General features: G+C 61.8%; 17 protein-coding genes. 12 read left to right on the plus strand and 5 right to left on the minus strand.

Annotated elements, in window-relative coordinates:
• Nucleotides 1-134: 134 nt before the first annotated feature.
• Both MRY75_RS20275 and MRY75_RS20280 read right to left on the minus strand, forming a co-directional pair.
• Nucleotides 135-1310: an ammonium transporter gene (locus MRY75_RS20275; protein WP_292309794.1), complete on the minus strand. Its 1176-nt coding sequence runs from the start codon at nucleotides 1308-1310 to the stop codon at nucleotides 135-137.
• A 176-nt stretch (nucleotides 1311-1486) separates the two neighbouring features.
• Nucleotides 1487-2257, minus strand: a complete 771-nt coding sequence (locus tag MRY75_RS20280; RefSeq protein ID WP_292309795.1) for a hypothetical protein — start codon at nucleotides 2255-2257, stop codon at nucleotides 1487-1489.
• 331 nt (nucleotides 2258-2588) lie between these two features.
• Here MRY75_RS20280 and MRY75_RS20285 point away from each other — a divergent pair, with 331 nt between their 5' ends.
• Nucleotides 2589-3602 (plus strand): peptidoglycan-binding domain-containing protein, encoded by a 1014-nt coding sequence (locus tag MRY75_RS20285; protein ID WP_292309796.1) that lies wholly within the window; start codon nucleotides 2589-2591, stop codon nucleotides 3600-3602.
• 28 nt (nucleotides 3603-3630) lie between these two features.
• Here MRY75_RS20285 and MRY75_RS20290 read toward each other — a convergent pair whose 3' ends face one another.
• Nucleotides 3631-4635, minus strand: a complete 1005-nt coding sequence (locus MRY75_RS20290) for a GlxA family transcriptional regulator (RefSeq protein ID WP_292309797.1) — start codon at nucleotides 4633-4635, stop codon at nucleotides 3631-3633.
• Between the two features lie 173 nt (nucleotides 4636-4808).
• Between MRY75_RS20290 and MRY75_RS20295 the strand changes: the two genes are divergently transcribed.
• Complete coding sequence (locus MRY75_RS20295; protein ID WP_292309798.1) at nucleotides 4809-6179, plus strand: class II 3-deoxy-7-phosphoheptulonate synthase; 1371 nt, start codon at nucleotides 4809-4811, stop codon at nucleotides 6177-6179.
• Nucleotides 6180-6230: 51 nt separating this feature from the next.
• Here MRY75_RS20295 and MRY75_RS20300 read toward each other — a convergent pair whose 3' ends face one another.
• Entirely contained in the window at nucleotides 6231-6794 is a 564-nt protein-coding gene (locus MRY75_RS20300; RefSeq protein WP_292309799.1) for a PAS domain-containing protein, read from the minus strand.
• Nucleotides 6795-6961: 167 nt separating this feature from the next.
• On the opposite strand from MRY75_RS20300, the gene MRY75_RS20305 reads away from it, so the two are divergent.
• The 6 genes from MRY75_RS20305 to tsf all read left to right on the plus strand — a co-directional run bounded on the left by MRY75_RS20305 (nucleotide 6962) and on the right by tsf (nucleotide 12329).
• The gene (locus MRY75_RS20305) at nucleotides 6962-7852 is read left to right on the plus strand and encodes a YicC/YloC family endoribonuclease (protein ID WP_292309800.1); all 891 of its coding nucleotides are present in this window, start codon (nucleotides 6962-6964) and stop codon (nucleotides 7850-7852) included.
• 3 nt (nucleotides 7853-7855) lie between these two features.
• Nucleotides 7856-8497: a guanylate kinase gene (gene gmk, locus MRY75_RS20310; RefSeq protein WP_292309801.1), complete on the plus strand. Its 642-nt coding sequence runs from the start codon at nucleotides 7856-7858 to the stop codon at nucleotides 8495-8497.
• On the plus strand, nucleotides 8494-9015 hold the full coding sequence (locus MRY75_RS20315) for a gamma carbonic anhydrase family protein (protein ID WP_292309802.1): 522 nt from the start codon (nucleotides 8494-8496) through the stop codon (nucleotides 9013-9015). The genes gmk and MRY75_RS20315 overlap by 4 nt, the downstream gene beginning before the upstream one ends.
• Before the next feature lie 91 nt (nucleotides 9016-9106).
• Entirely contained in the window at nucleotides 9107-10408 is a 1302-nt protein-coding gene (locus MRY75_RS20320) for a HupE/UreJ family protein (protein WP_292309803.1), read from the plus strand.
• A 175-nt stretch (nucleotides 10409-10583) separates the two neighbouring features.
• Nucleotides 10584-11363 (plus strand): 30S ribosomal protein S2, encoded by a 780-nt coding sequence (rpsB, locus tag MRY75_RS20325; RefSeq protein WP_292309804.1) that lies wholly within the window; start codon nucleotides 10584-10586, stop codon nucleotides 11361-11363.
• Between the two features lie 90 nt (nucleotides 11364-11453).
• A complete protein-coding gene (gene tsf / locus MRY75_RS20330; RefSeq protein WP_292309805.1) occupies nucleotides 11454-12329 on the plus strand; it encodes a translation elongation factor Ts in 876 nt (291 codons plus the stop codon).
• A 326-nt stretch (nucleotides 12330-12655) separates the two neighbouring features.
• On the opposite strand, the gene MRY75_RS20335 is transcribed toward tsf, so the two are convergent.
• Nucleotides 12656-13417, minus strand: coding sequence for a LuxR family transcriptional regulator (locus MRY75_RS20335; protein ID WP_292309806.1), 762 nt, complete (start codon nucleotides 13415-13417; stop codon nucleotides 12656-12658).
• A 532-nt stretch (nucleotides 13418-13949) separates the two neighbouring features.
• On the opposite strand from MRY75_RS20335, the gene MRY75_RS20340 reads away from it, so the two are divergent.
• The 4 genes from MRY75_RS20340 (at nucleotide 13950) to pstB (ending at nucleotide 18684) form a co-directional block, all read left to right on the plus strand.
• Nucleotides 13950-14990 carry a substrate-binding domain-containing protein gene (locus MRY75_RS20340; protein WP_292309939.1) on the plus strand — a complete coding sequence of 347 codons (1041 nt, stop codon included), beginning with the start codon at nucleotides 13950-13952 and terminating at the stop codon, nucleotides 14988-14990.
• A gap of 89 nt (nucleotides 14991-15079) precedes the next feature.
• Entirely contained in the window at nucleotides 15080-16552 is a 1473-nt protein-coding gene (gene pstC / locus MRY75_RS20345) for a phosphate ABC transporter permease subunit PstC (RefSeq protein ID WP_292309807.1), read from the plus strand.
• A complete protein-coding gene (pstA, locus tag MRY75_RS20350) occupies nucleotides 16549-17871 on the plus strand; it encodes a phosphate ABC transporter permease PstA (RefSeq protein ID WP_292309808.1) in 1323 nt (440 codons plus the stop codon). Before pstC ends, pstA begins: the two co-directional genes overlap by 4 nt.
• A gap of 51 nt (nucleotides 17872-17922) precedes the next feature.
• Nucleotides 17923-18684, plus strand: coding sequence for a phosphate ABC transporter ATP-binding protein PstB (pstB, locus tag MRY75_RS20355; RefSeq protein WP_292309809.1), 762 nt, complete (start codon nucleotides 17923-17925; stop codon nucleotides 18682-18684).
• Nucleotides 18685-18688 lie beyond the last annotated feature (4 nt).

Below are 18688 nucleotides of genomic sequence, written 5' to 3' on the forward strand. Positions count from 1 at the left end.
CGAACATTTGCGGGTCCTCTCGCCTGGACCATCGAGCCTAAACCACCGTTTGGTGCTGAACGGCCGAGGGGCGCGGGCCCGTTCCGGGCCCGCGCCAATTGTGTGCATTGGACAATCAGGACGGCGTCGTGCGGTCAGGTCAGCAATTCATAGCCGCGTTGACCGTGCAGCACCTTGTCCAGCCCTGAATTCTCGTGGTCTTCGGATACCCGGATGCCGACAACGCCCTTGCAGAAGAAGATCAGAACCAGCGTGACGCCAATGGTATACGCGCCGATGATCGCGATGCCGCCAAGTTGTGCAGTCCAGTTGGCGATGCCCAGAGGGGCCACCATCATCGAGCCGTAGATGCCGCCCACGCCGTGTACGGCGAACACGTCCAGCGTGTCGTCCACACCCAGCTTGCGCAGCAGATACACCGCTTCCTGACACATCATCCCGGCAATCGCACCGATCAGCAGCGCATAGCTCGGATCGACAAACCCCGCCGCCGGCGTGATCGACGCCAATCCGGACAGCGTGCCGGTGACCATGCCCACAAGGGTGAACTTGCCGAACTTCACATATTCCCAGGCCAGCCATGACAACGACGACGACGCACCCGCGATCAGGGTCACGGTCATCGCCATCGCAGCGGTCGAGTCCGCAGCAAGGCTTGAGCCTCCGTTGAAGCCAAGCCAGCCCACCCAGAGCATCGCCGCACCCAACATCACCAGACCGGGGCTGTGCGGATTGGTGTTGGTGTTGAGCCGCGGGCCGATGACGATGGCCAGCACGAGCGCCGCGAGCCCCGCCGTCTGGTGAACCACCAATCCGCCCGCATAGTCGCGGACACCAAGCTCGCCGAAGATGCCGCCATCGGACAGAAACCCGCCGCCCCAGACCCAATGCGCGACCGGTGCATAGACCAGCAGCATCCACAGCCCCGAGAACAGCAGCACAAAGGCGAATTTCACCCGTTCGGCGCAGGCGCCGAGAATGATCACCGGCGTGATGATCGCAAAACTCATCTGGAACGCGAAGAACAGGATCTCGGGCAGGGTGCCCACCGTTGTCTCCAATGTGACGCCGTTCAGGAACAGCTTGTCGACCCCACCCCAATACCCGGCGCCGTCGCCATAGGCGATGGAATAGCCGGCAACATACCACAGAACCACCATCAGGCAGGCCGTGGCAAAGCACTGCATGAACATGTTGACGACGTTCCGCGCACGCACCATCCCACCGTAGAACAGCGTCAGTCCCGGAATGGTCATGAAGAAAACAAGTGTCGTCGCGATCAGAATCCAAACCGTATCAGCCGAATTCATGTTACTCCTCCCAAATCATTAACGGACTACTATATGTTGGAGATTAAATCGGCTTTGACGCTATGAGTAGCAAAAACTTACCCTAGGTAAGCTTTATCCACAGGTTTTCGAGATGACCCCAAGGTGCGCGGACGCGCCTTGGGGCACCCAGTCATCCGATCCGGTATCAAACGGCCTCAAACCTTGCGGTTCTCCAGCGCCATACCGATCCCGGCCTCCTTGAGAACGGCGTTCACCGCTTTGAAATCGACGCCCGAGGCGGGCAAGGCGGCCAGCATCATGGCAAGGTCGCGTTCGTCGAAATCCGGGCGGTCGATCTCGCCGATCTCCTGCATCCGTGTGGCGATCACCGCCGGATTGAGAATGAACCCGGTCTCAGGCTCGACTTCGGCAAGCGCAGCTCCCGAGGCCGTGGGCAGGCTGGATTGGGTCTGGTCGTTGATCACGCCGCTCGCATCCAGATAGGTCGCCCGGTTCTGCGGCGTGAGGAGCACCCGCGCCGGACGGTCGAGCTGTGGCTCGATGGTCAGCCCGCCGGGGAACGAGAACCGGAAATTCGGCGGCAGGCGAAGCCGCACATAGCCGCGCGCCTCGAAATTGGCGGGTGTCACCGGCGTCGGGAAGGGATCGCTGGGCAGCACTGCCACCTTTGCCGTCTCGTTCGGTTCTATGACGATGGACGGGCTCAGCGTGAAGGTCGACGAGGTCAGCCCGCCCAGCAGCGAGGCGGGCGTGTTGTTCGAATTCGCCGTGTCGATAAAGGCGGCGGTGTTGTTGAAGAGGCTCCGGTCCGGGTCGCTGACCGAGGACGTGACGAAGTTCAGCGTGAACCGCAACGGGACGTTTTCGAGATTGGTGATGTTGAGAAAATAGCCCTGCAACACCGTATCCGCAGCCCCGACGGGCGATTGCGGTTTGTAGATCAGCTCAAAGGATGAGACTTCCATGGTAATTTCTCCGAAAAATGCAAAATCAAAACACGCGCCGATGAAATGGACGGCGCCCGTAAAACGTATCACAGAAGACCGGCCGACGCTGGCGCTATCGCCGACTCCCGCGGTCAAGCGGCGAAGAACTGCTGGAGTGAAAACGGTGTGAATTCATCACCATACTGGATGGCGCGTTCGAGATTGCCCGGTAAACACGTGCGGGCGGGTCCTCGCACGCGCCTGTGAAAAAAGGGTTTGTCAGGCAGGCAGTTTTGGGCAAACTCCCGCATAAGGATAAGTAACTACAGACGTTTACACTCAATGGAAATTTACAGACGAGGATTACCGTATGCTCAGACGTGGCAGCCGTGGCGATGATGTGGTGTGGCTTCAGGGCCTTTTGAACGTTCTGCGTCGTGGCGGCGACATGAAGCTCAAGGTTGATGGCATATTCGGTGGAAACTCAGACGCCAGGGTACGCCAGTTCCAAGGGCGACATGGCCTTGCCGTCGATGGGATCGTCGGGCCCAACACCTTCAACATGCTGTTGATCCTCGAGGATCCCTATGGTTACGGCGTCGATGTAGGTGTTTATGAAGGCCCCGCGCTGCCTCCCGGAGGTGCAACTCCGGCCAATGCGCCCAATCCGCCGCTGGCTGCTCCGGCAAAACCCAAGGCTGCCCCCAAGACCAAGCCGAGCCCGACCAGCCTTGATCAATCCAAGGTCCGCGAGATGTTGAAGAGCAATCTCAGCCCGTCGGGCTGGAACTGGCTGTGCAATCAGGATCGCTTTGGCGATCTCGTGTTCGTCCTCAGCCGGATTGCGGATGTCGGCAAGATCGCCAATGCCTGCGGGATCATCGACGGCGTCTTGATCGGAGCCAGGGGCGTGGCACTTGGCCCCCTGTCCGCCATGATCGGCGGTTTTCTGTTCCCGATCGGTGCGACGATGTCCTGGAAGAAAGCCGTCACCACGAACGAACGGCACTATGGATGGCTTGCCGTGTCCTATGCTGCAACGCATTGGGTGTTCTCGCCGACTCCCGGACAGCGGATGACGCGGTCGAAAGAGGCGCGCGAGCGGCATGAATGGTTGCGGGATGATCGTGACATGGCGCTGCTCGACACCGCATGGCGCACAGCGTGGGATGAACAGACGGCCCGGATGAACGCGCTCGATCTGAAAGGGCACAGCAAGGCCGCCTATCGCGAGACGGTCCGCATGTTCTACAACAACTCCGCGCAGGAGTTCTGCCGGGACATGAAGAAGAACATCTTCGACGAGCATCTAGACTCGTGGAAGGTCTCGGAAACCGCGCGGGACAACTGGAAAAGCTTCGACAAGGTTCTTTACCCGAAGTGACCCTCAGGCTGCGGCCCTCGGAACAGGATCAGACCGACAGGCGCGACGCATGCGCCCCGCGTTCGCGGTAAGGCGTGGTTTCGTAATGCGCCCGGTAGCATTTCGAGAAATGCGACGGCGACGCAAACCCGCAGGCCAGTGCCACGTTGATCACGCTCATGTCGGTCTGCATCAGCAGGTTGCGCGCCTTCTGCAAGCGCAGTTCCATGTAGTAGCGCTTGGGGCTGCGGCTCAGGTAGCGGCGGAACAGGCGTTCGAGCTGCCGTGTGGACATGCCCACCTGCTGCGCCAGCAAGGACGGGCTGATCGGCTCCTCGATGTTCTGCTCCATCATCTGGATGACCTTGGACAGCTTCGGATGCCGCACGCCGATGCGGGTCGGCACGGACAGCCGCTGGGTGTCCTGATCGGTGCGGATCGAGTTGTAGATGAGCTGATCGGCAACCGCTCCGGCCAGTTCCTCGCCGTGATCGTCCGCGACGATCTTGAGCATCAGGTCAACCGATGCGGTCCCCCCGGCCGTGGTGATCCGGCTGCCATCGACAACGAAGATCGACTTGGTCAGTGTGACCTCGGGAAATTCCTCGGCAAAGCTGTCCTGGTTTTCCCAGTGGATCGTCGCGCGCTTGCCATCCAGCAACCCGGCCGAGGCGAGGGTATGGGCCGCCGTGCACAGCCCGCCGATGGCAAGGCCACGCCGGGCTTCGCGGCGCAGCCAGTTGATGACGCGCTTGGTTGTGGCCTTCTGCACATCGATGCCGCCACAGACGATCACGACGTCATCGCGGTTCATCTCGACAAGGTCCGAATCCAGCCGGAACGACACACCGGCCGAACAGGTGATCTCGACGCCGCCTTCGCCGACGATGGTCCAGTCATAAAGCTTGCGATTGGCCATCCGGTTCGCGATCCGCAAGGATTCCACCGCCGCGGCAAAGCACAGCATAGTGAATTCCGGCAGCAGTACAAACACAAACCGGCGCGGCTTGCTGGGAACGCGATCAAGTTCAACGGTCTGGCGTGTCGGTAGCATTCTATTCTCGTGGCCTACGTCCGTGCTCTGCGGCACCTTGCAAGCCAGAAGGTCAGAAGTGACGACCGGGGTCAAGGCATGGAGGGGCGATTCCTGACTGGTCAGACCGGGGTGGTTTCTGTATAGCGACCCCGCTAACGCTAACTTACTTGGACCATACCGGAGTAGAGACAATGACCGAGTGGCAAAAATCAGGCTGGCGCACGAAACCGCGGGTGCAGATGCCTGACTATACGGATCAGGAAAAGCTGGAGGCAGTCGAGGCCCAGCTTTCGAAGTATCCGCCGCTGGTTTTTGCAGGCGAGGCCCGCAAGCTGAAGAAGGCTCTGGGCGCGGCATCGCGCGGCGAGGCGTTCCTGTTGCAGGGCGGCGATTGCGCCGAGGCGTTCGACCAGTTCAGTGCAAACGCGATCCGCGACACGTTCAAGGTGATGCTGCAGATGGCCATGGTCCTGACCTTTGGCGCAAAGGTGCCTGTGGTCAAGGTGGGTCGCATGGCCGGCCAGTTCGCCAAGCCGCGCTCTGCCCCGACCGAAGTGGTGGATGGCGTGGAGCTGCCCAGCTACCGGGGTGACATCATCAACGAGTTGGCCTTCACGCCGGAGGCCCGGATTCCCGATCCGGCCAAGATGCTGCAGGCCTACACGCAGGCGGCGGCGACACTGAACCTGCTGCGTGCGTTCTCGACCGGTGGCTACGCGGATGTGCACCAGGTGCACCAGTGGACGCTGGGTTTCACCGAAGGCGAAAAGGCCGCCAAGTATCGCGACATGGCGAACCGCATCAGCGACACGCTGGACTTCATGAAGGCCGCCGGGGTCGACAGCGACCGGGCGCACACGCTGCAGACGGTGGATTTCTACACCAGCCATGAGTCCCTGCTGCTCGAATATGAAGAGGCGCTGACCCGTCAGGACAGCACCTCGGGCAAGTGGCTCGCAGGTTCTGGGCACATGATCTGGATCGGCGACCGCACCCGTCAGCCGGACGGCGCGCATGTGGAATTCGCACGCGGCGTGCTGAACCCGGTGGGGCTCAAATGCGGCCCGACGACCACCGCCGAAGACCTCAAGGTGCTGATGGCCAAGCTGAACCCCGAGAACGAAGCGGGCAAGCTGACGCTCATCGCGCGGTTCGGCGCGGGCAAGGTAGGCGAACACCTGCCGCGCCTGATCAAGACCGTGGCCGAAGAGGGGGCCAACGTGACTTGGGTCTGCGATCCGATGCACGGCAACACGATCAAGTCGTCCACCGGCTACAAGACCCGTCCGTTCGAATCCGTTCTGCGCGAGGTGCGGGACTTCTTCGCCGTGCACAATGCCGAAGGCACCGTTCCGGGTGGCGTGCATTTCGAGATGACCGGTCAAGATGTGACCGAATGCACCGGAGGTGTCCGGGCGGTGAGCGAGGAAAACCTGAGCGACCGCTACCACACAGCCTGCGATCCGCGTCTCAATGCCTCCCAGTCGCTGGAACTTGCGTTCCTTGTGGCGGAAGAGCTGACCGCGCGCCGCGAGGCACAGCTGGCAACCAAGGCCGGTTGATCAACCCAATTTGCAAGATGGAAAGGGCGGCTCTGCGGGGCCGCCCTTTTTTCATGGATTGTTGACAACCAGCGTCAGGCGCGCGCGCGGGATCGGGGCAGAGTGGGTCGGGACCTCCGAAATGCGGTAAGGACCGGCACCTGACCTTTCAGCCATCACTGGCGCAACCGCACCAAGAAGTTGCGTGACACGTCCCGCCGTGTCCCGCAGCGGATAGAGCACCAGCCGGGCCTCCGCCCGACCGAGGTGATCGCAAGGCTCAGCGCCAAGTCGGACCTCCACGGGACGACGTGTCCGCACCAAGAGCAGCAGCGCCTCCTGCAACCGAAGCTGGTCATCCCTGTCGACCAAACAGCCAAGCGGCAGACCGGCACAGGGACGGCCGGCCATCTCGTTCACGGCGGTTCCCGCAACGCGCAGGCGCGCATGGCTCCGGCCATGCATCTCGGCCAGAAAGGCTTGGTCCAACGCATCCTGGATCCGGCCGGGGTCAATCGAAGACCAGAGCGGCAGATCACCCTGCGCCGCCAATCCGGCCCAATAGCCATCAAGAATGTCCAGAGCCCGCATCGCATGGCGCTGCAGCACATGGCGCGTGATCGACGTGATGATCATCGTCTGCTGTCCCAACCCGTTACGCAAAGCCGGCCGTACCACAATTCTGCCGCAATTCCGTCGCGGATCTTAACAAATGGTTAATGCATGCGCGGCCGCCAGCGGCTTGCATCGGACCGGCGCACAGCGTAACCCACCTCCTGACACGGGGGAGCGAGGACGACATCATGCGTCAATCCATGACGGGCTTTGCCTCGGGGCAGGGGGACGCGCTGGGTCTGTCCTGGTCCTGGGATCTGCGCAGCGTGAATGCACGCGGGCTCGACATCCGGGTGCGGGTGCCCGACTGGGTGGATGGCCTGGAACAGGCGCTGCGCACCCAGATCACCAAACGGATCGCACGGGGCAGCGTGACCGTGTCGCTGCGGCTGCATTCGAACGGCACCGACGCCGTTCAGGAATTGAACGAAGCCCAACTGGACCGCGTGCTGACCTCGATGCTGCGCATCGAGGCTGAAGCCATGGCGCGCGGCCTGTCACTCACCGCCTCGTCTGCGGCGGATCTGATTACCGTTCGGGGAGTGATGGACACGGCACACCAGCAGACCGATCCGGCAGAGATCCGTGCAGCGCTTGTCGCGGATTTCGATCCGCTTCTCGACAGCTTCATCGCCTCGCGCGAAGCCGAAGGCGCGGCGCTGGTCGACGTCCTCGGCGGACAACTGGACCGGATCAGCGCCCTGGTGGCCGACGCCGACACCGTGGCAGACGCGCGAAAGGACGAACAGGCCGAGCGCATGCGCGCTGCCATGGCGCGGGTCATGGACAACCAGGACAGCGTCGACGAACAGCGCGTCGCGCAGGAACTGGCGCTGATCGCGGTCAAGGCCGATGTCACCGAAGAGATCGACCGTCTGCGCACCCATGTCGAGGCGGCGCGCGCGCTGCTGCGCGAAAAAGGCGCGGTCGGGCGCAAGCTCGACTTCCTGATGCAGGAATTCAACCGCGAGGCCAATACTCTCTGCTCCAAGGCGCAATCGGCGCCGCTGACCGCGGTCGGGCTGGAACTCAAGACCGTGATCGAACAGATGCGCGAGCAGGTTCAGAATGTGGAGTGAGACATGAGCACCCGGCGCGGATTGCTGATCATCCTGTCCTCGCCCTCGGGAGCGGGCAAATCGACGCTGTCGCGGCGGCTTCTGGAATGGGACCGGAGCCTGAGCTTTTCGGTCTCGGCCACCACCCGCGCGCCGCGCCCCGGCGAGGTCGATGGCGAGCATTACCACTTCCTGTCGGAGGACGCGTTCAAGCGCGATGTCAGCGCGGGAGAGATGCTCGAACACGCGCACGTCTTTGGCAATTTCTACGGCAGCCCGCGCCAGCCGGTGCAAACCGCCATCGACGCGGGCAATGACGTGCTCTTCGACATCGACTGGCAGGGCGCGCAGCAGATCGTCAATTCGGCGCTGGGTCCACACACGCTGTCGATCTTCATTCTGCCGCCGTCTATTGCCGAATTGCGGCGCCGCTTGGAAAGCCGGGGGCAGGACAGTGCCGAGACCATCGGCAAGCGGATGCTCAAGAGCTGGGACGAGATCAGCCACTGGGGCAGCTATGATTACGTGCTGGTCAACGACGATCTCGACGCCACCTTCGACAAGCTCAAGACCATCGTCGACGCCACGCGCCTGCGCCGCCTTCAGCAGCCGGGACTCGTGGATCATGTTCGCAAATTGCAGCAGGAATTCGAGGATTTGACATGACGCTTTACGCCCTTGACGGCATCGCACCCGAGATTGCCGAGGACACGTGGATTGCTTCCGACGCCAACCTGATCGGGAGGATCGTGGTGGAAGAGGCGGCCAGCATCTGGTTCTGTTCGACCCTGCGCGGAGACAATGAACAGATCACCGTGGGCACAGGCTCCAACATTCAGGAAAACTGCGTGCTGCACACCGATATGGGCTATCCGCTGACCATCGGGCAGGGCTGCACCATCGGGCACAAGGTCATGCTGCACGGCTGCACCATCGGCGACAACTCCCTGATCGGCATGGGGGCCACGGTGCTGAACGGCGCGAAGATCGGCAACAACTGCCTGATCGGGGCAGGGGCGTTGATCACCGAAGGCAAGGAGATCCCCGACGGCTCTCTGGTGATGGGCGTGCCGGGCAAGGTCGTGCGCGCACTGGACGAGACGGCCATCGACGGGTTGCGCAAGAGCGCTCTGGCCTACCAGGCCAACATGCGCCGGTTCCGCAGCGGACTCACTGCGCTCTAGGCGCATAAATATCTCGGAAATCTGAAACTTTGCCTTGAAGCGGCGCGTAGCTGCAACAGACTTCTGCACGGTGAGATAAGGAATGCGCGCGATGAAAGCACTTTGGGTCAGTCTGTGTCTGGTGGTGGCGGCGGCCATGGCGTCGGCCCATGAAGTGCGACCGGCGATCGGCGACCTCGAGGTGGTCGAGGGGCAGGTCGAGATCACTCTGACCCTCAATGGTGAAGCTTTGGTTGCTGGTGTCAGCCTCGAAGGGATCGAGAACACCGATGCCCTCGACGCGTCCGAAGACGTGGACCGCCTGCGCGCGCTGGAGCCGGATGCTCTGAGAGCCGAGCTCGAGCCGCGGATGCCCGAGTTCATCCGCAGTCTCGACCTGACGGCGGGCGATACGCCTGTCGCGCTTGAAGCTGTCCAGATCGACGTGGCCGAGGTGGGCAATACCGACCTTCCGCGTGACACGGTCCTGATCCTGAGCGGTCCGGTTCCAGACGGTGCGCGCACGTTGAACCTTGATTGGCCCGCAGCCTATGGTGCGCTTGTACTGCGCCAGCAAGGCGTAGACGAGCCTTACACCGGGTATCTCGAAGGTGGGCAAAGCAGCGGACCGATCGCCATTGGCGGCGGGGATGAAGCCAGCGGCTGGATGACCTTCGCAACCTATATCCCGGTCGGCTTCGATCACATCCTTCCCAAGGGGCTGGACCATATCCTCTTCGTGCTTGGCCTGTTCTTCCTGTCGACGCGAATGACACCGCTGCTGTGGCAGGTCTCGGCCTTCACGCTGGCGCATACCGTGACGCTCGCCATGGCGGTGCTGGGCATCGTGTCCGTGCCGGGCAGCATCGTGGAGCCCCTGATCGCGGCCTCGATCGTCTACGTGGCGGTGGAGAACATCGTCTCGGACAAGCTGCACCGCTGGCGTCCCTTCGTGATCTTCGGGTTCGGGCTTCTGCATGGCCTTGGATTTGCCAGCGTTCTGGGTGAGTTCGGCCTTCCGGACGGGCAGGTGGTGCCGGCGCTGATCGGCTTCAACGTCGGCGTGGAACTGGGCCAGCTGACCGTGATCGCCATTGCCTTCATCCTCGTCTGGTATGCCATCTGCGTCGATCGCGGCGAGGCGGATGTTGCCCCCGCACAGGGGCTCTACGCCGTACTGGCGGTGATCTTCGTCGGCCTTGGTCTTGCGCTGAACACACCCGGGTTTGCCGAGGTCATGGGCGCATCCGCGATGGTGTTCTTCTGGCCGCTCGCCGCGCTGTCATTGCTCTGCATCCTGTCGGCGACTTTGGTTGACCGACTCGACGCGTACCGCCGCTACGTCGCCGTCCCGGCATCGGCCGCGATTGCGCTGGTCGGGGCGTATTGGTTCGTGGAGCGGGTGTTCCTGTAACCCCGCCGCGTCGCGTCGAACCCGGGGGTTGCGCATGGTGCGAACCCCCGCTATACGCGCGCCACTGACACCACAGGCGGGGTCGGGCCTTTGGGGGAGACATCCCCAAGCGTCCACCGGTTGGCCATCTGGCTGATACCCCCGCTGAGGATTGAAACCGGAAAGGAAAACGACAATGGCTCTTCCAGAGTTCACATTGCGCCAGCTGCTTGAAGCAGGCGTGCACTTCGGCCACCAGACGCAGCGTTGGAACCCCCGCATGGGCGAGTTCATCTACGGCGCGCGCAACGGCATCCACATCATGGACCTCACGCAGACCGTTCCGATGCTCGACGCAGCGCTGAACGTGATCCGCGAAACCGTGGCAAAGAACGGCCGCATCCTGTTCGTCGGCACCAAGCGTCAGGCGCAGCAGCCGATCGCAGAAGCCGCTGAAAAATGCGCACAGTACTACATGAACCACCGCTGGCTGGGCGGCACGCTCACCAACTGGCAGACCGTGTCCAAGTCGATCCAGCGTCTCAAGCAGATCGACGAGCAGATGGCATCCGGCGCCGAAGGCCTGACCAAGAAAGAGCGTCTGGGCATGGAGCGTGAGCAGGGCAAACTGCAAGCGTCGCTGGGTGGTATCCGCGAAATGGGCGGCGTGCCGGACCTGCTGTTCGTCATCGACGTCAAGAAAGAAGCGCTGGCCGTGGCCGAAGCCAACAAGCTGGGTATCCCGGTTGTGGCGGTGGTCGACACCAACTGCTCGCCCGAAGGTGTGGATTACATCATTCCGGGCAACGATGACGCCGCCCGCGCCATCAGCCTCTACTGTGATCTCGTGTCCCGCGCAGCGCTGGATGGCATGACCGCCCAGATGGGTGCGGCCGGTGTCGATCTCGGTGCGCTCGAAGACACGCCGGTCGAGGAAGTTCTGGCAGAAGTCGCCGCCGAAGACGCCGCAAGCTGAGCGTTACCGCGTCGTTACATCGATATGACAGGGCAGGGCCGTCGAACATGACGGCCCACACCGCCCGAATTTGAAATGAGGAGAGCCAAGATGGCGATCACAGCAGCACTCGTTAAGGAACTGCGCGAACTGACTGGCGCAGGGATGATGGATGCCAAGAAAGCCCTGGTCGAAAGCGACGGCAACATGGATGCCGCCGTTGACTGGCTGCGCACCAAAGGCCTCGCCAAGGCCGCCAAGAAATCCGACCGCACCGCGGCCGAAGGTCTTGTCGCGGTCAAGGTGGATGGCGGCAAGGGCGTGGCTGTCGAAGTGAACTCGGAAACCGATTTCGTCGGCAAGAACGCTGAATTCCAGGCGATGGTCGATGCCATTTCCGGTGCCGCGCTGACTGCAAGCGATGTCGAGGACCTCAAGACCAAGGAAATCGGCGGCAAGACCGTTCAGGACATGATCACCGACAAGATCGCCACCATCGGCGAAAACATGTCGCTGCGCCGCATGTCCACCCTCGAAGGGGGTCAGGTCGTGTCCTACGTGCACAACGCGGCAGCCGACGGCATGGGCAAGATCGGCGTTCTGGTTGCGCTGTCCGGCGACAACGAAGCCTTCGGCAAGCAGGTCGCGATGCACATCGCCGCCGTGAACCCGGCGTCGCTGTCCGCAGCCGATCTCGACCCGGCGGTCGTCGAAAAGGAACGTCAGATCCAGATCGACATCGCGCGCGAATCCGGCAAGCCCGAGCAGGTCATCGAAAAGATGATCGAAGGCCGCATGAAGAAGTTCCTCAGCGAAGTCACGCTGCTGGGTCAGGCCTTTGTCGTCAACCCGGACCTGACCGTCGAAGACGCGGCCAAGGAAGCTGGTGTCGAGATCACCGGTTTCATCCGCCTCGAAGTCGGCGAAGGCATCGAGAAGAAGGTCGAGGATTTCGCGGCCGAAGTGGCGAAGGCCGCTCAGGGCTGAGCCCGGCAGTCAGCCACATTTGATCGAAAAAGGAAGCGGCGCTGACATAATGGACAGCGCCGCTTTTTTGGGAGCAATGGACCGACGCCATTTTGGGGATGACGCGGCCCCTTGACTGGGTCTGACACGCTGCCCGGGACAGGCCCGTGCCATGGCGCCAGCCAAGCGACTTACGAATGAGACCCGCAGAGCCAAGGTAATATCATGGGTGCGGGTCCCGCGTTCCTTGGCTGAAATTGCCACCACTCACGGAACATCACCACTTTGCCAATTTACCTTGGGTCAAGGAAGTCCGGATTTCCTGACCTCACGGTTTTTTCACGCGCCTAGCGATCGCTGATGAACATCTGGTTCTGCAACGCGGCCTTCAGCACGGCTTGCGCCGTTGTATCGACATTGAGCGCCTCGCGCGCGAGCCTGAGGTGCTTTTCCACCGTGGCCGGTGTAAACCCAATGATCGTCGCGATATCCTGCATGGTCTTGCCGCCGCCGACCCATTCCAGCGCCTCGCGCTGGCGTCGCGTCAACGTCTGGTGCGGCGGCGTATAGGGCAGGGTCAGGATCTTGAGATGCACGATGTTGTTCATCAACTGGATCAATTCGCCCGAGCGCGCCCAGAGTGCATCCACATCATCCTGCGTCAGATCATCCCGCGCAACCAGTGCGATGGCGCCCTTGGCGCGATCCGACAGACTGCGGAAGCTGATCGAGTATCCCGCGGTCAAACCATGCTGTGCATTGAAATCGAGGATGCGACGCTCGGCTTCGGTTACGGCGCCGCTGTCCATCATCATCCGCAGAACCGTCCAGCTTGCCGCGCCGTCGTTCTCGAGCGCCCAACGCACCATGGGCGCAGACCGGTAGAGCCCGTCATGGACAAACGCGTTCACATAGCCCGAGTCGATGTTCGACAGGATGATGAAATCATCCGGATCACCCAGAGAGGTCGCGGTGCGGAATCGCGTGAAGCCATAAAGCAGCCGGTCGAACCCGAACTCCGCCATCCGACGGCAATGCAGGTCCCACAGCTCTTCGATGCTGTTGGAATGGGTCAGGTCAAGAAGAGCAGCGCTTTGTTCGGGCGTCATTGCAAGCCACGGCGTTAAGGAACATCCGTGTTTAGGGCGGCTTTGCGCGATTTGTCTATACTTGCGGACATCTTTATATTACATAATACTGATTATACGAATTATAGATGACCTGAAATCCACACATCTCAAAATGTTTTCAAAGTGTTGCCGGCAGATATTAATGCAGCCGACAGCGTGCACTTCCCCTTTTTCAACTCTGCGCCCGTTCGAGGAACACTCCACGCAGATCGGAATCGCTCCGATGTCCGAGTCACCTGTTGATGTTACACAGAGCGGCTGATCGAGGCACTGACTCGCGCCAAAAGACGGTTTCACACTGTTCCGATGTACTTTCCGCCACGTCAGGGCAAAAATTAAAAACCATTCAAAAACAGCGTCTTGATGCGCATTCCGCAGAATTTTCGGACGTTATCCTCATGTGTCATAAAACCGTTACGCAACTGTCACAAAAGCATGGCCAAAGCGCTCTAGACCCGGCGCCAACGGTCATCAGGGGGATGGCCGAGAGATATCCAACCAAGGAGCTGACATAATGTCCGTTAAACTCTCCGTATCTGCACTGGCCATCGCAGCCGTGTCCGCAACCGCTGCCGCAGCCCGCGACAACGTTCAGGTTGCCGGGTCGTCCACCGTCCTGCCCTATGCCTCGATCGTGGCCGAAGCGTTCGGCGACAACACCGACTTTCCGACACCGGTCGTCGAATCCGGCGGTTCGTCCTCGGGCCTCAAGCGCTTCTGCGAAGGCGTTGGCGAAAACACCATCGACATCGCAAACGCATCGCGCGCCATCCGTGAAAGCGAAATCGCGGCCTGTGCCGAAAACGGCGTGACCGACATCATTGAAGTGCGCATCGGCTATGACGGCATCGTGTTCGCATCGCAGCAGTCCGGCCCGGCCTTCACAGCCTTCACACCGACCGACATCTTCAACGCCATCGGCGCGAAGGTTCTCAAGGACGGTCAGATCGTCGACAACCCCCACACCAGCTGGTCCGAGTTCAACGCAGACCTGCCGGATGCCGAAATCGCGATGTTCATCCCCGGCACCAAGCACGGCACCCGCGAAGTGTTCGAGGAAAAAGTCCTGCTGATCGGTTGTGAAGAAACTGGCGCGATGAAAGCGATGATCGACGGCGGCATGTCCGAAGATGACGCGGAAGACGCCTGCCTCGACGTCCGTCAGGACGGCAAGTCGGTCGACATCGACGGCGACTACACCGAAACCCTCGCCCGCATCGACGCCAACACCAACGGCATCGGCGTGTTCGGCCTCGCGTTCTACGAGAACAACACCGACAAGCTGAAAGTGGCCACCATGTCCGGCGTCGAGCCGACAACCGCCACCATCGCATCCGGCGAGTACCCGGTCTCCCGCCCGCTGTTCTTCTACGTGAAGAAAGCACATATCGGCGTGATCCCCGGCCTGAAGGAATACGCGGAATTCTTCATCTCCGACGATCTGGCAGGCCCGAACGGCCCGCTCGCCCAGTACGGCCTCGTGTCCGACCCCGAGCTGGCAAAGACCCAGCAGATGGTCGCCGACGAGAAGGTCATGGGCGCAGACATGTAATCGCACCCGCGATGCAATCCTTGCGGAGGCGGCTGCAAACGCCGCCTCCTTTTTCTTGAGACATCCTCGCTGAACACCTTGGGGGCACCATGCCGCTGCTTTGGCTTTTCCTGCTCATTCTCGCAATCGCTGCCGGTGCCTTTGTCATCGCGCGCATGCGGGTCATGGCCATGTCCGGTCAGGACCGGCGCTCCCTGCATTCTCTTCCGAATTACTACGGCAGCAATGCCGCGATGAAATCCGCGATCCCTGCCCTGCTCGTGCTGGTGGTCTGGTTGATCGCGCAACCGTTCTACGTGAACACTGTGGTCTCCGGGATGATCCCCGACGACGCCATCGCCCAAAGCTCGTCGCGCGGGCTCGTTCTGGCTGAGGTGCGCCGCGCCGCCGACGGGATGGACCTGGCGATCGCCACCGGCAACATGACCGAAGACGAGGCGCGCAACACAGACGCCGACGTCGCGGATGTCACCGAGCGTCTGTCCACTGCCGGGGCCATCATCACGTCTGAGCTTACCCAGCCGATCCTGCGCGCCGCGCAGCAGTTCCGCGTGCTCAACAGCACCGGCTATCAGATCATGACGATTGTCGTTCTGCTGATCGCCATCGCGGGCGGCGCATGGGCCGTTCGCGAGACCCAGCCGAAGTTCCGCGCCCGCAATGTTGTCGAACAAGGCGTGCGCGTCCTGCTGATCGCGGCCGCGTCCATCGCCATCCTGACGACCCTCGGCATCGTCCTGTCGCTGGTCTTCAACACCATCGAATTCTTCCGCCTGTATCCGGCTGCCGACTTCTTCTTCGGCACAAGCTGGGCGCCCAGCTTCTCGGGCCGTGGTGGTGCGTCGGATCTTGGCATCCTACCGCTGCTCTGGGGCACGTTCTACATCTCGATCGTGGCGCTGATCGTGGCGGTGCCGGTCGGCCTCTTCTCTGCGATTTACCTCTCCGAATACGCCAGCCCCAAGGTGCGTGCCTTCGCCAAGCCGATGCTCGAGGTTCTGGCCGGTATCCCGACCATCGTCTACGGTCTCTTCGCCCTGCTCACCGTCGGCCCGCTTCTGGTCAGCGTCTTTGGCGATGACGGCCTCGGCTGGATGCAGGCGGGCACCGCCGTCATGACCGCGGGTCTGGTGATGGGCATCATGCTGATCCCCTTCGTGTCCTCGCTGTCGGATGACATCATCAACGCCGTGCCGCAGGCGATGCGCGACGGGTCCTACGGGCTTGGGGCCACGCAGTCCGAAACGATCCGTCAGGTCGTGCTGCCGGCCGCCCTGCCCGGCATCGTCGGCGCGATCCTTCTGGCGGCAAGCCGTGCCATTGGCGAGACCATGATCGTCGTTCTGGGCGCCGGGGCAGCCGCGCGCCTGTCGCTCAACCCGTTCGACGCGATGACGACCGTCACCGCAAAGATCGTGTCGCAGCTGACGGGCGACTCGGATTTCGCATCGCCCGAAGCCCTTGTTGCCTTTGCACTTGGCATGACACTCTTCGTCATCACGCTCGGGCTCAACATCTTCGCCCTCTACATCGTGCGCAAATACCGGGAGCAGTACGAATGACCGACGCCAGCATGGACAGCGCCCCGATCAAGGGCAGCCTGATTCAGGTCGACGCCCGCACCAAAAAGCGGAACGCCGCGGAAAAGCGCTTCAAGGCCTATGGTCTTGTGGCGATCCTCATCGGTCTTTTCTTTCTCGTCGTGCTGGCAGTCTCGATCCTGCGCTCGGGCATCCCCGCGTTTACCCAGGCCGAAATGACGCTCGAATTCACCCTGACACAGGAGGAGTTCGATGCCGCAGAAAGCCAGGTCCTCAAGACCAAGGCCTATGAGGGGATCTTTATCGCCAAGCTTCAGGACGCGCTGACCGAAAAAGGTCTGACCGTTGCCTTCGACGCCGCCGCCATCGAACGCCTTCTGGGCAAGCCCGGCAGCACGATCCGCGAATTCTACCGGGCAAACCCCGATCAGATCGGCACGCCGGTGACCTTCAGCCTGCCCGCCTCGTCCCGCGTGGACGGTTATTTCAAAGGCCGGGTCAGCCGCGACACCGTTGTCGACAGCCGCTTCTTCGAAGCCAGCGACCTTGATCTGGTGGATGCGCTGGCTGATGCAGGCATCATCGTGCGCAACTTCAATTGGAACTTCATCACCGGGTCGGATTCCGGAGTGGACAACCCCGGCGGTGCAGGCATCGGCGTTTCGGTGATCGGATCGTTCTTCATGATGCTGGTGGTGCTGGCCCTGTCCCTGCCCATCGGCGTGGCAGCGTCGATCTATCTCGAAGAATTCGCGCCGCAGAACTGGTTCACCGACCTGATCGAGGTGAACATCTCGAACCTCGCCGCCGTGCCCTCCATCGTGTTCGGCATCCTTGGCCTTGCCGTGTTCATCCAGTTCATGCACCTGCCCCAGTCGGCCCCGCTGGTCGGCGGTCTGGTGCTGACGCTCATGACGCTGCCCACGATCATCATCTCGACCCGCGCCTCGCTCAAGGCGGTGCCGCCGTCGATCCGCGAAGCGGCGCTGGGTGTGGGCGCGTCCAAGATGCAGACCGTGTTCCACCACGTCCTGCCACTGGCCGCCCCCGGCATCCTGACCGGCACCATCATCGGTCTGGCGCAGGCGCTTGGCGAAACCGCGCCGCTTCTGCTGATCGGCATGGTGGGTTTCATCGCCCGCGCCTATCCCGAAGGCGTCGTGTCCGGCTTCATCGATCCCAACTCGGCCATGCCCGCGCAGATCTACACATGGGCCGCCCGCGCCGATGCCGGGTTCTATGAAAAAGCCTGGGGTGGAATCATCATCCTGCTCATCTTCCTCCTGACGATGAACATCATCGCGATCATTCTGCGCCGCCGTTTCGAGCGCCGCTGGTAAATTGGATCCCGTCCCATGTACGATATACCACACCACACACAGGAGACTGCCGTGACGGACGTCAAGATTAAAGCCAAGGACGTACAGGTCTATTACGGTGACACTCACGCCATCAAGGACGTGTCGGTCGAGATCGAAAACAACACCGTCACCGCCTTCATCGGCCCGTCGGGCTGCGGCAAGTCCACCTTCCTGCGCTGCCTGAACCGGATGAATGACACGATCGACATCTGCCGCGTTCAGGGCGACATCCGCATTGATGGCGAAGACATCTACGACAAGCGCGTCGATCCGGTGCAGCTTCGGGCCAAGGTGGGCATGGTGTTCCAGAAACCGAACCCGTTTCCGAAGTCGATCTACGACAACATCGCCTATGGCCCGCGCATCCACGGCATGGCCCGCAACAAGGCCGAACTCGACGATATCGTCGAACGCGCCCTGCGCCGCGGCGCCATCTGGGACGAGGTGAAGGACCGCCTTCAGGCTCCCGGCACCGGCCTGTCGGGCGGCCAGCAGCAGCGCCTCTGCATTGCGCGCGCCGTGGCGACCGAACCCGAGGTCCTGCTGATGGACGAGCCCTGCTCGGCGCTCGACCCCATCGCAACCGCCCAGGTCGAGGAACTGATCGACGAATTGCGCCAGAACTACGCCGTGGTGATCGTGACCCACTCCATGCAGCAGGCCGCGCGCGTCAGCCAGAAGACCGCCTTCTTCCACCTCGGCAATCTCGTGGAATACGACGACACTTCCAAGATTTTCACAAACCCCGAAGACAGCCGCACCGAAAGCTACATCACCGGACGGATTGGATAAGACC

Origin of the sequence: Marivita sp. (assembly GCF_022763305.1) — a bacterium.
In the GTDB taxonomy this organism is placed as follows: domain Bacteria; phylum Pseudomonadota; class Alphaproteobacteria; order Rhodobacterales; family Rhodobacteraceae; genus Marivita.

Excerpts from the sequence above, each read along its gene's own strand:
- MRY75_RS20275 (WP_292309794.1), bottom strand. The coding sequence starts at position 1,310 with ATGAATTCGGCTGATACGGTTTGGATTCTGATCGCGACGACACTTGTT.
- MRY75_RS20280 (WP_292309795.1), bottom strand. The coding sequence starts at position 2,257 with ATGGAAGTCTCATCCTTTGAGCTGATCTACAAACCGCAATCGCCCGTC.
- MRY75_RS20285 (WP_292309796.1), top strand. The coding sequence starts at position 2,589 with ATGCTCAGACGTGGCAGCCGTGGCGATGATGTGGTGTGGCTTCAGGGC.
- MRY75_RS20290 (WP_292309797.1), bottom strand. The coding sequence starts at position 4,635 with ATGCTACCGACACGCCAGACCGTTGAACTTGATCGCGTTCCCAGCAAG.
- MRY75_RS20295 (WP_292309798.1), top strand. The coding sequence starts at position 4,809 with ATGACCGAGTGGCAAAAATCAGGCTGGCGCACGAAACCGCGGGTGCAG.
- MRY75_RS20300 (WP_292309799.1), bottom strand. The coding sequence starts at position 6,794 with ATGATCATCACGTCGATCACGCGCCATGTGCTGCAGCGCCATGCGATG.
- MRY75_RS20305 (WP_292309800.1), top strand. The coding sequence starts at position 6,962 with ATGCGTCAATCCATGACGGGCTTTGCCTCGGGGCAGGGGGACGCGCTG.
- gmk (WP_292309801.1), top strand. The coding sequence starts at position 7,856 with ATGAGCACCCGGCGCGGATTGCTGATCATCCTGTCCTCGCCCTCGGGA.
- MRY75_RS20315 (WP_292309802.1), top strand. The coding sequence starts at position 8,494 with ATGACGCTTTACGCCCTTGACGGCATCGCACCCGAGATTGCCGAGGAC.
- MRY75_RS20320 (WP_292309803.1), top strand. The coding sequence starts at position 9,107 with ATGAAAGCACTTTGGGTCAGTCTGTGTCTGGTGGTGGCGGCGGCCATG.
- rpsB (WP_292309804.1), top strand. The coding sequence starts at position 10,584 with ATGGCTCTTCCAGAGTTCACATTGCGCCAGCTGCTTGAAGCAGGCGTG.
- tsf (WP_292309805.1), top strand. The coding sequence starts at position 11,454 with ATGGCGATCACAGCAGCACTCGTTAAGGAACTGCGCGAACTGACTGGC.
- MRY75_RS20335 (WP_292309806.1), bottom strand. The coding sequence starts at position 13,417 with ATGACGCCCGAACAAAGCGCTGCTCTTCTTGACCTGACCCATTCCAAC.
- pstC (WP_292309807.1), top strand. The coding sequence starts at position 15,080 with ATGCCGCTGCTTTGGCTTTTCCTGCTCATTCTCGCAATCGCTGCCGGT.
- pstA (WP_292309808.1), top strand. The coding sequence starts at position 16,549 with ATGACCGACGCCAGCATGGACAGCGCCCCGATCAAGGGCAGCCTGATT.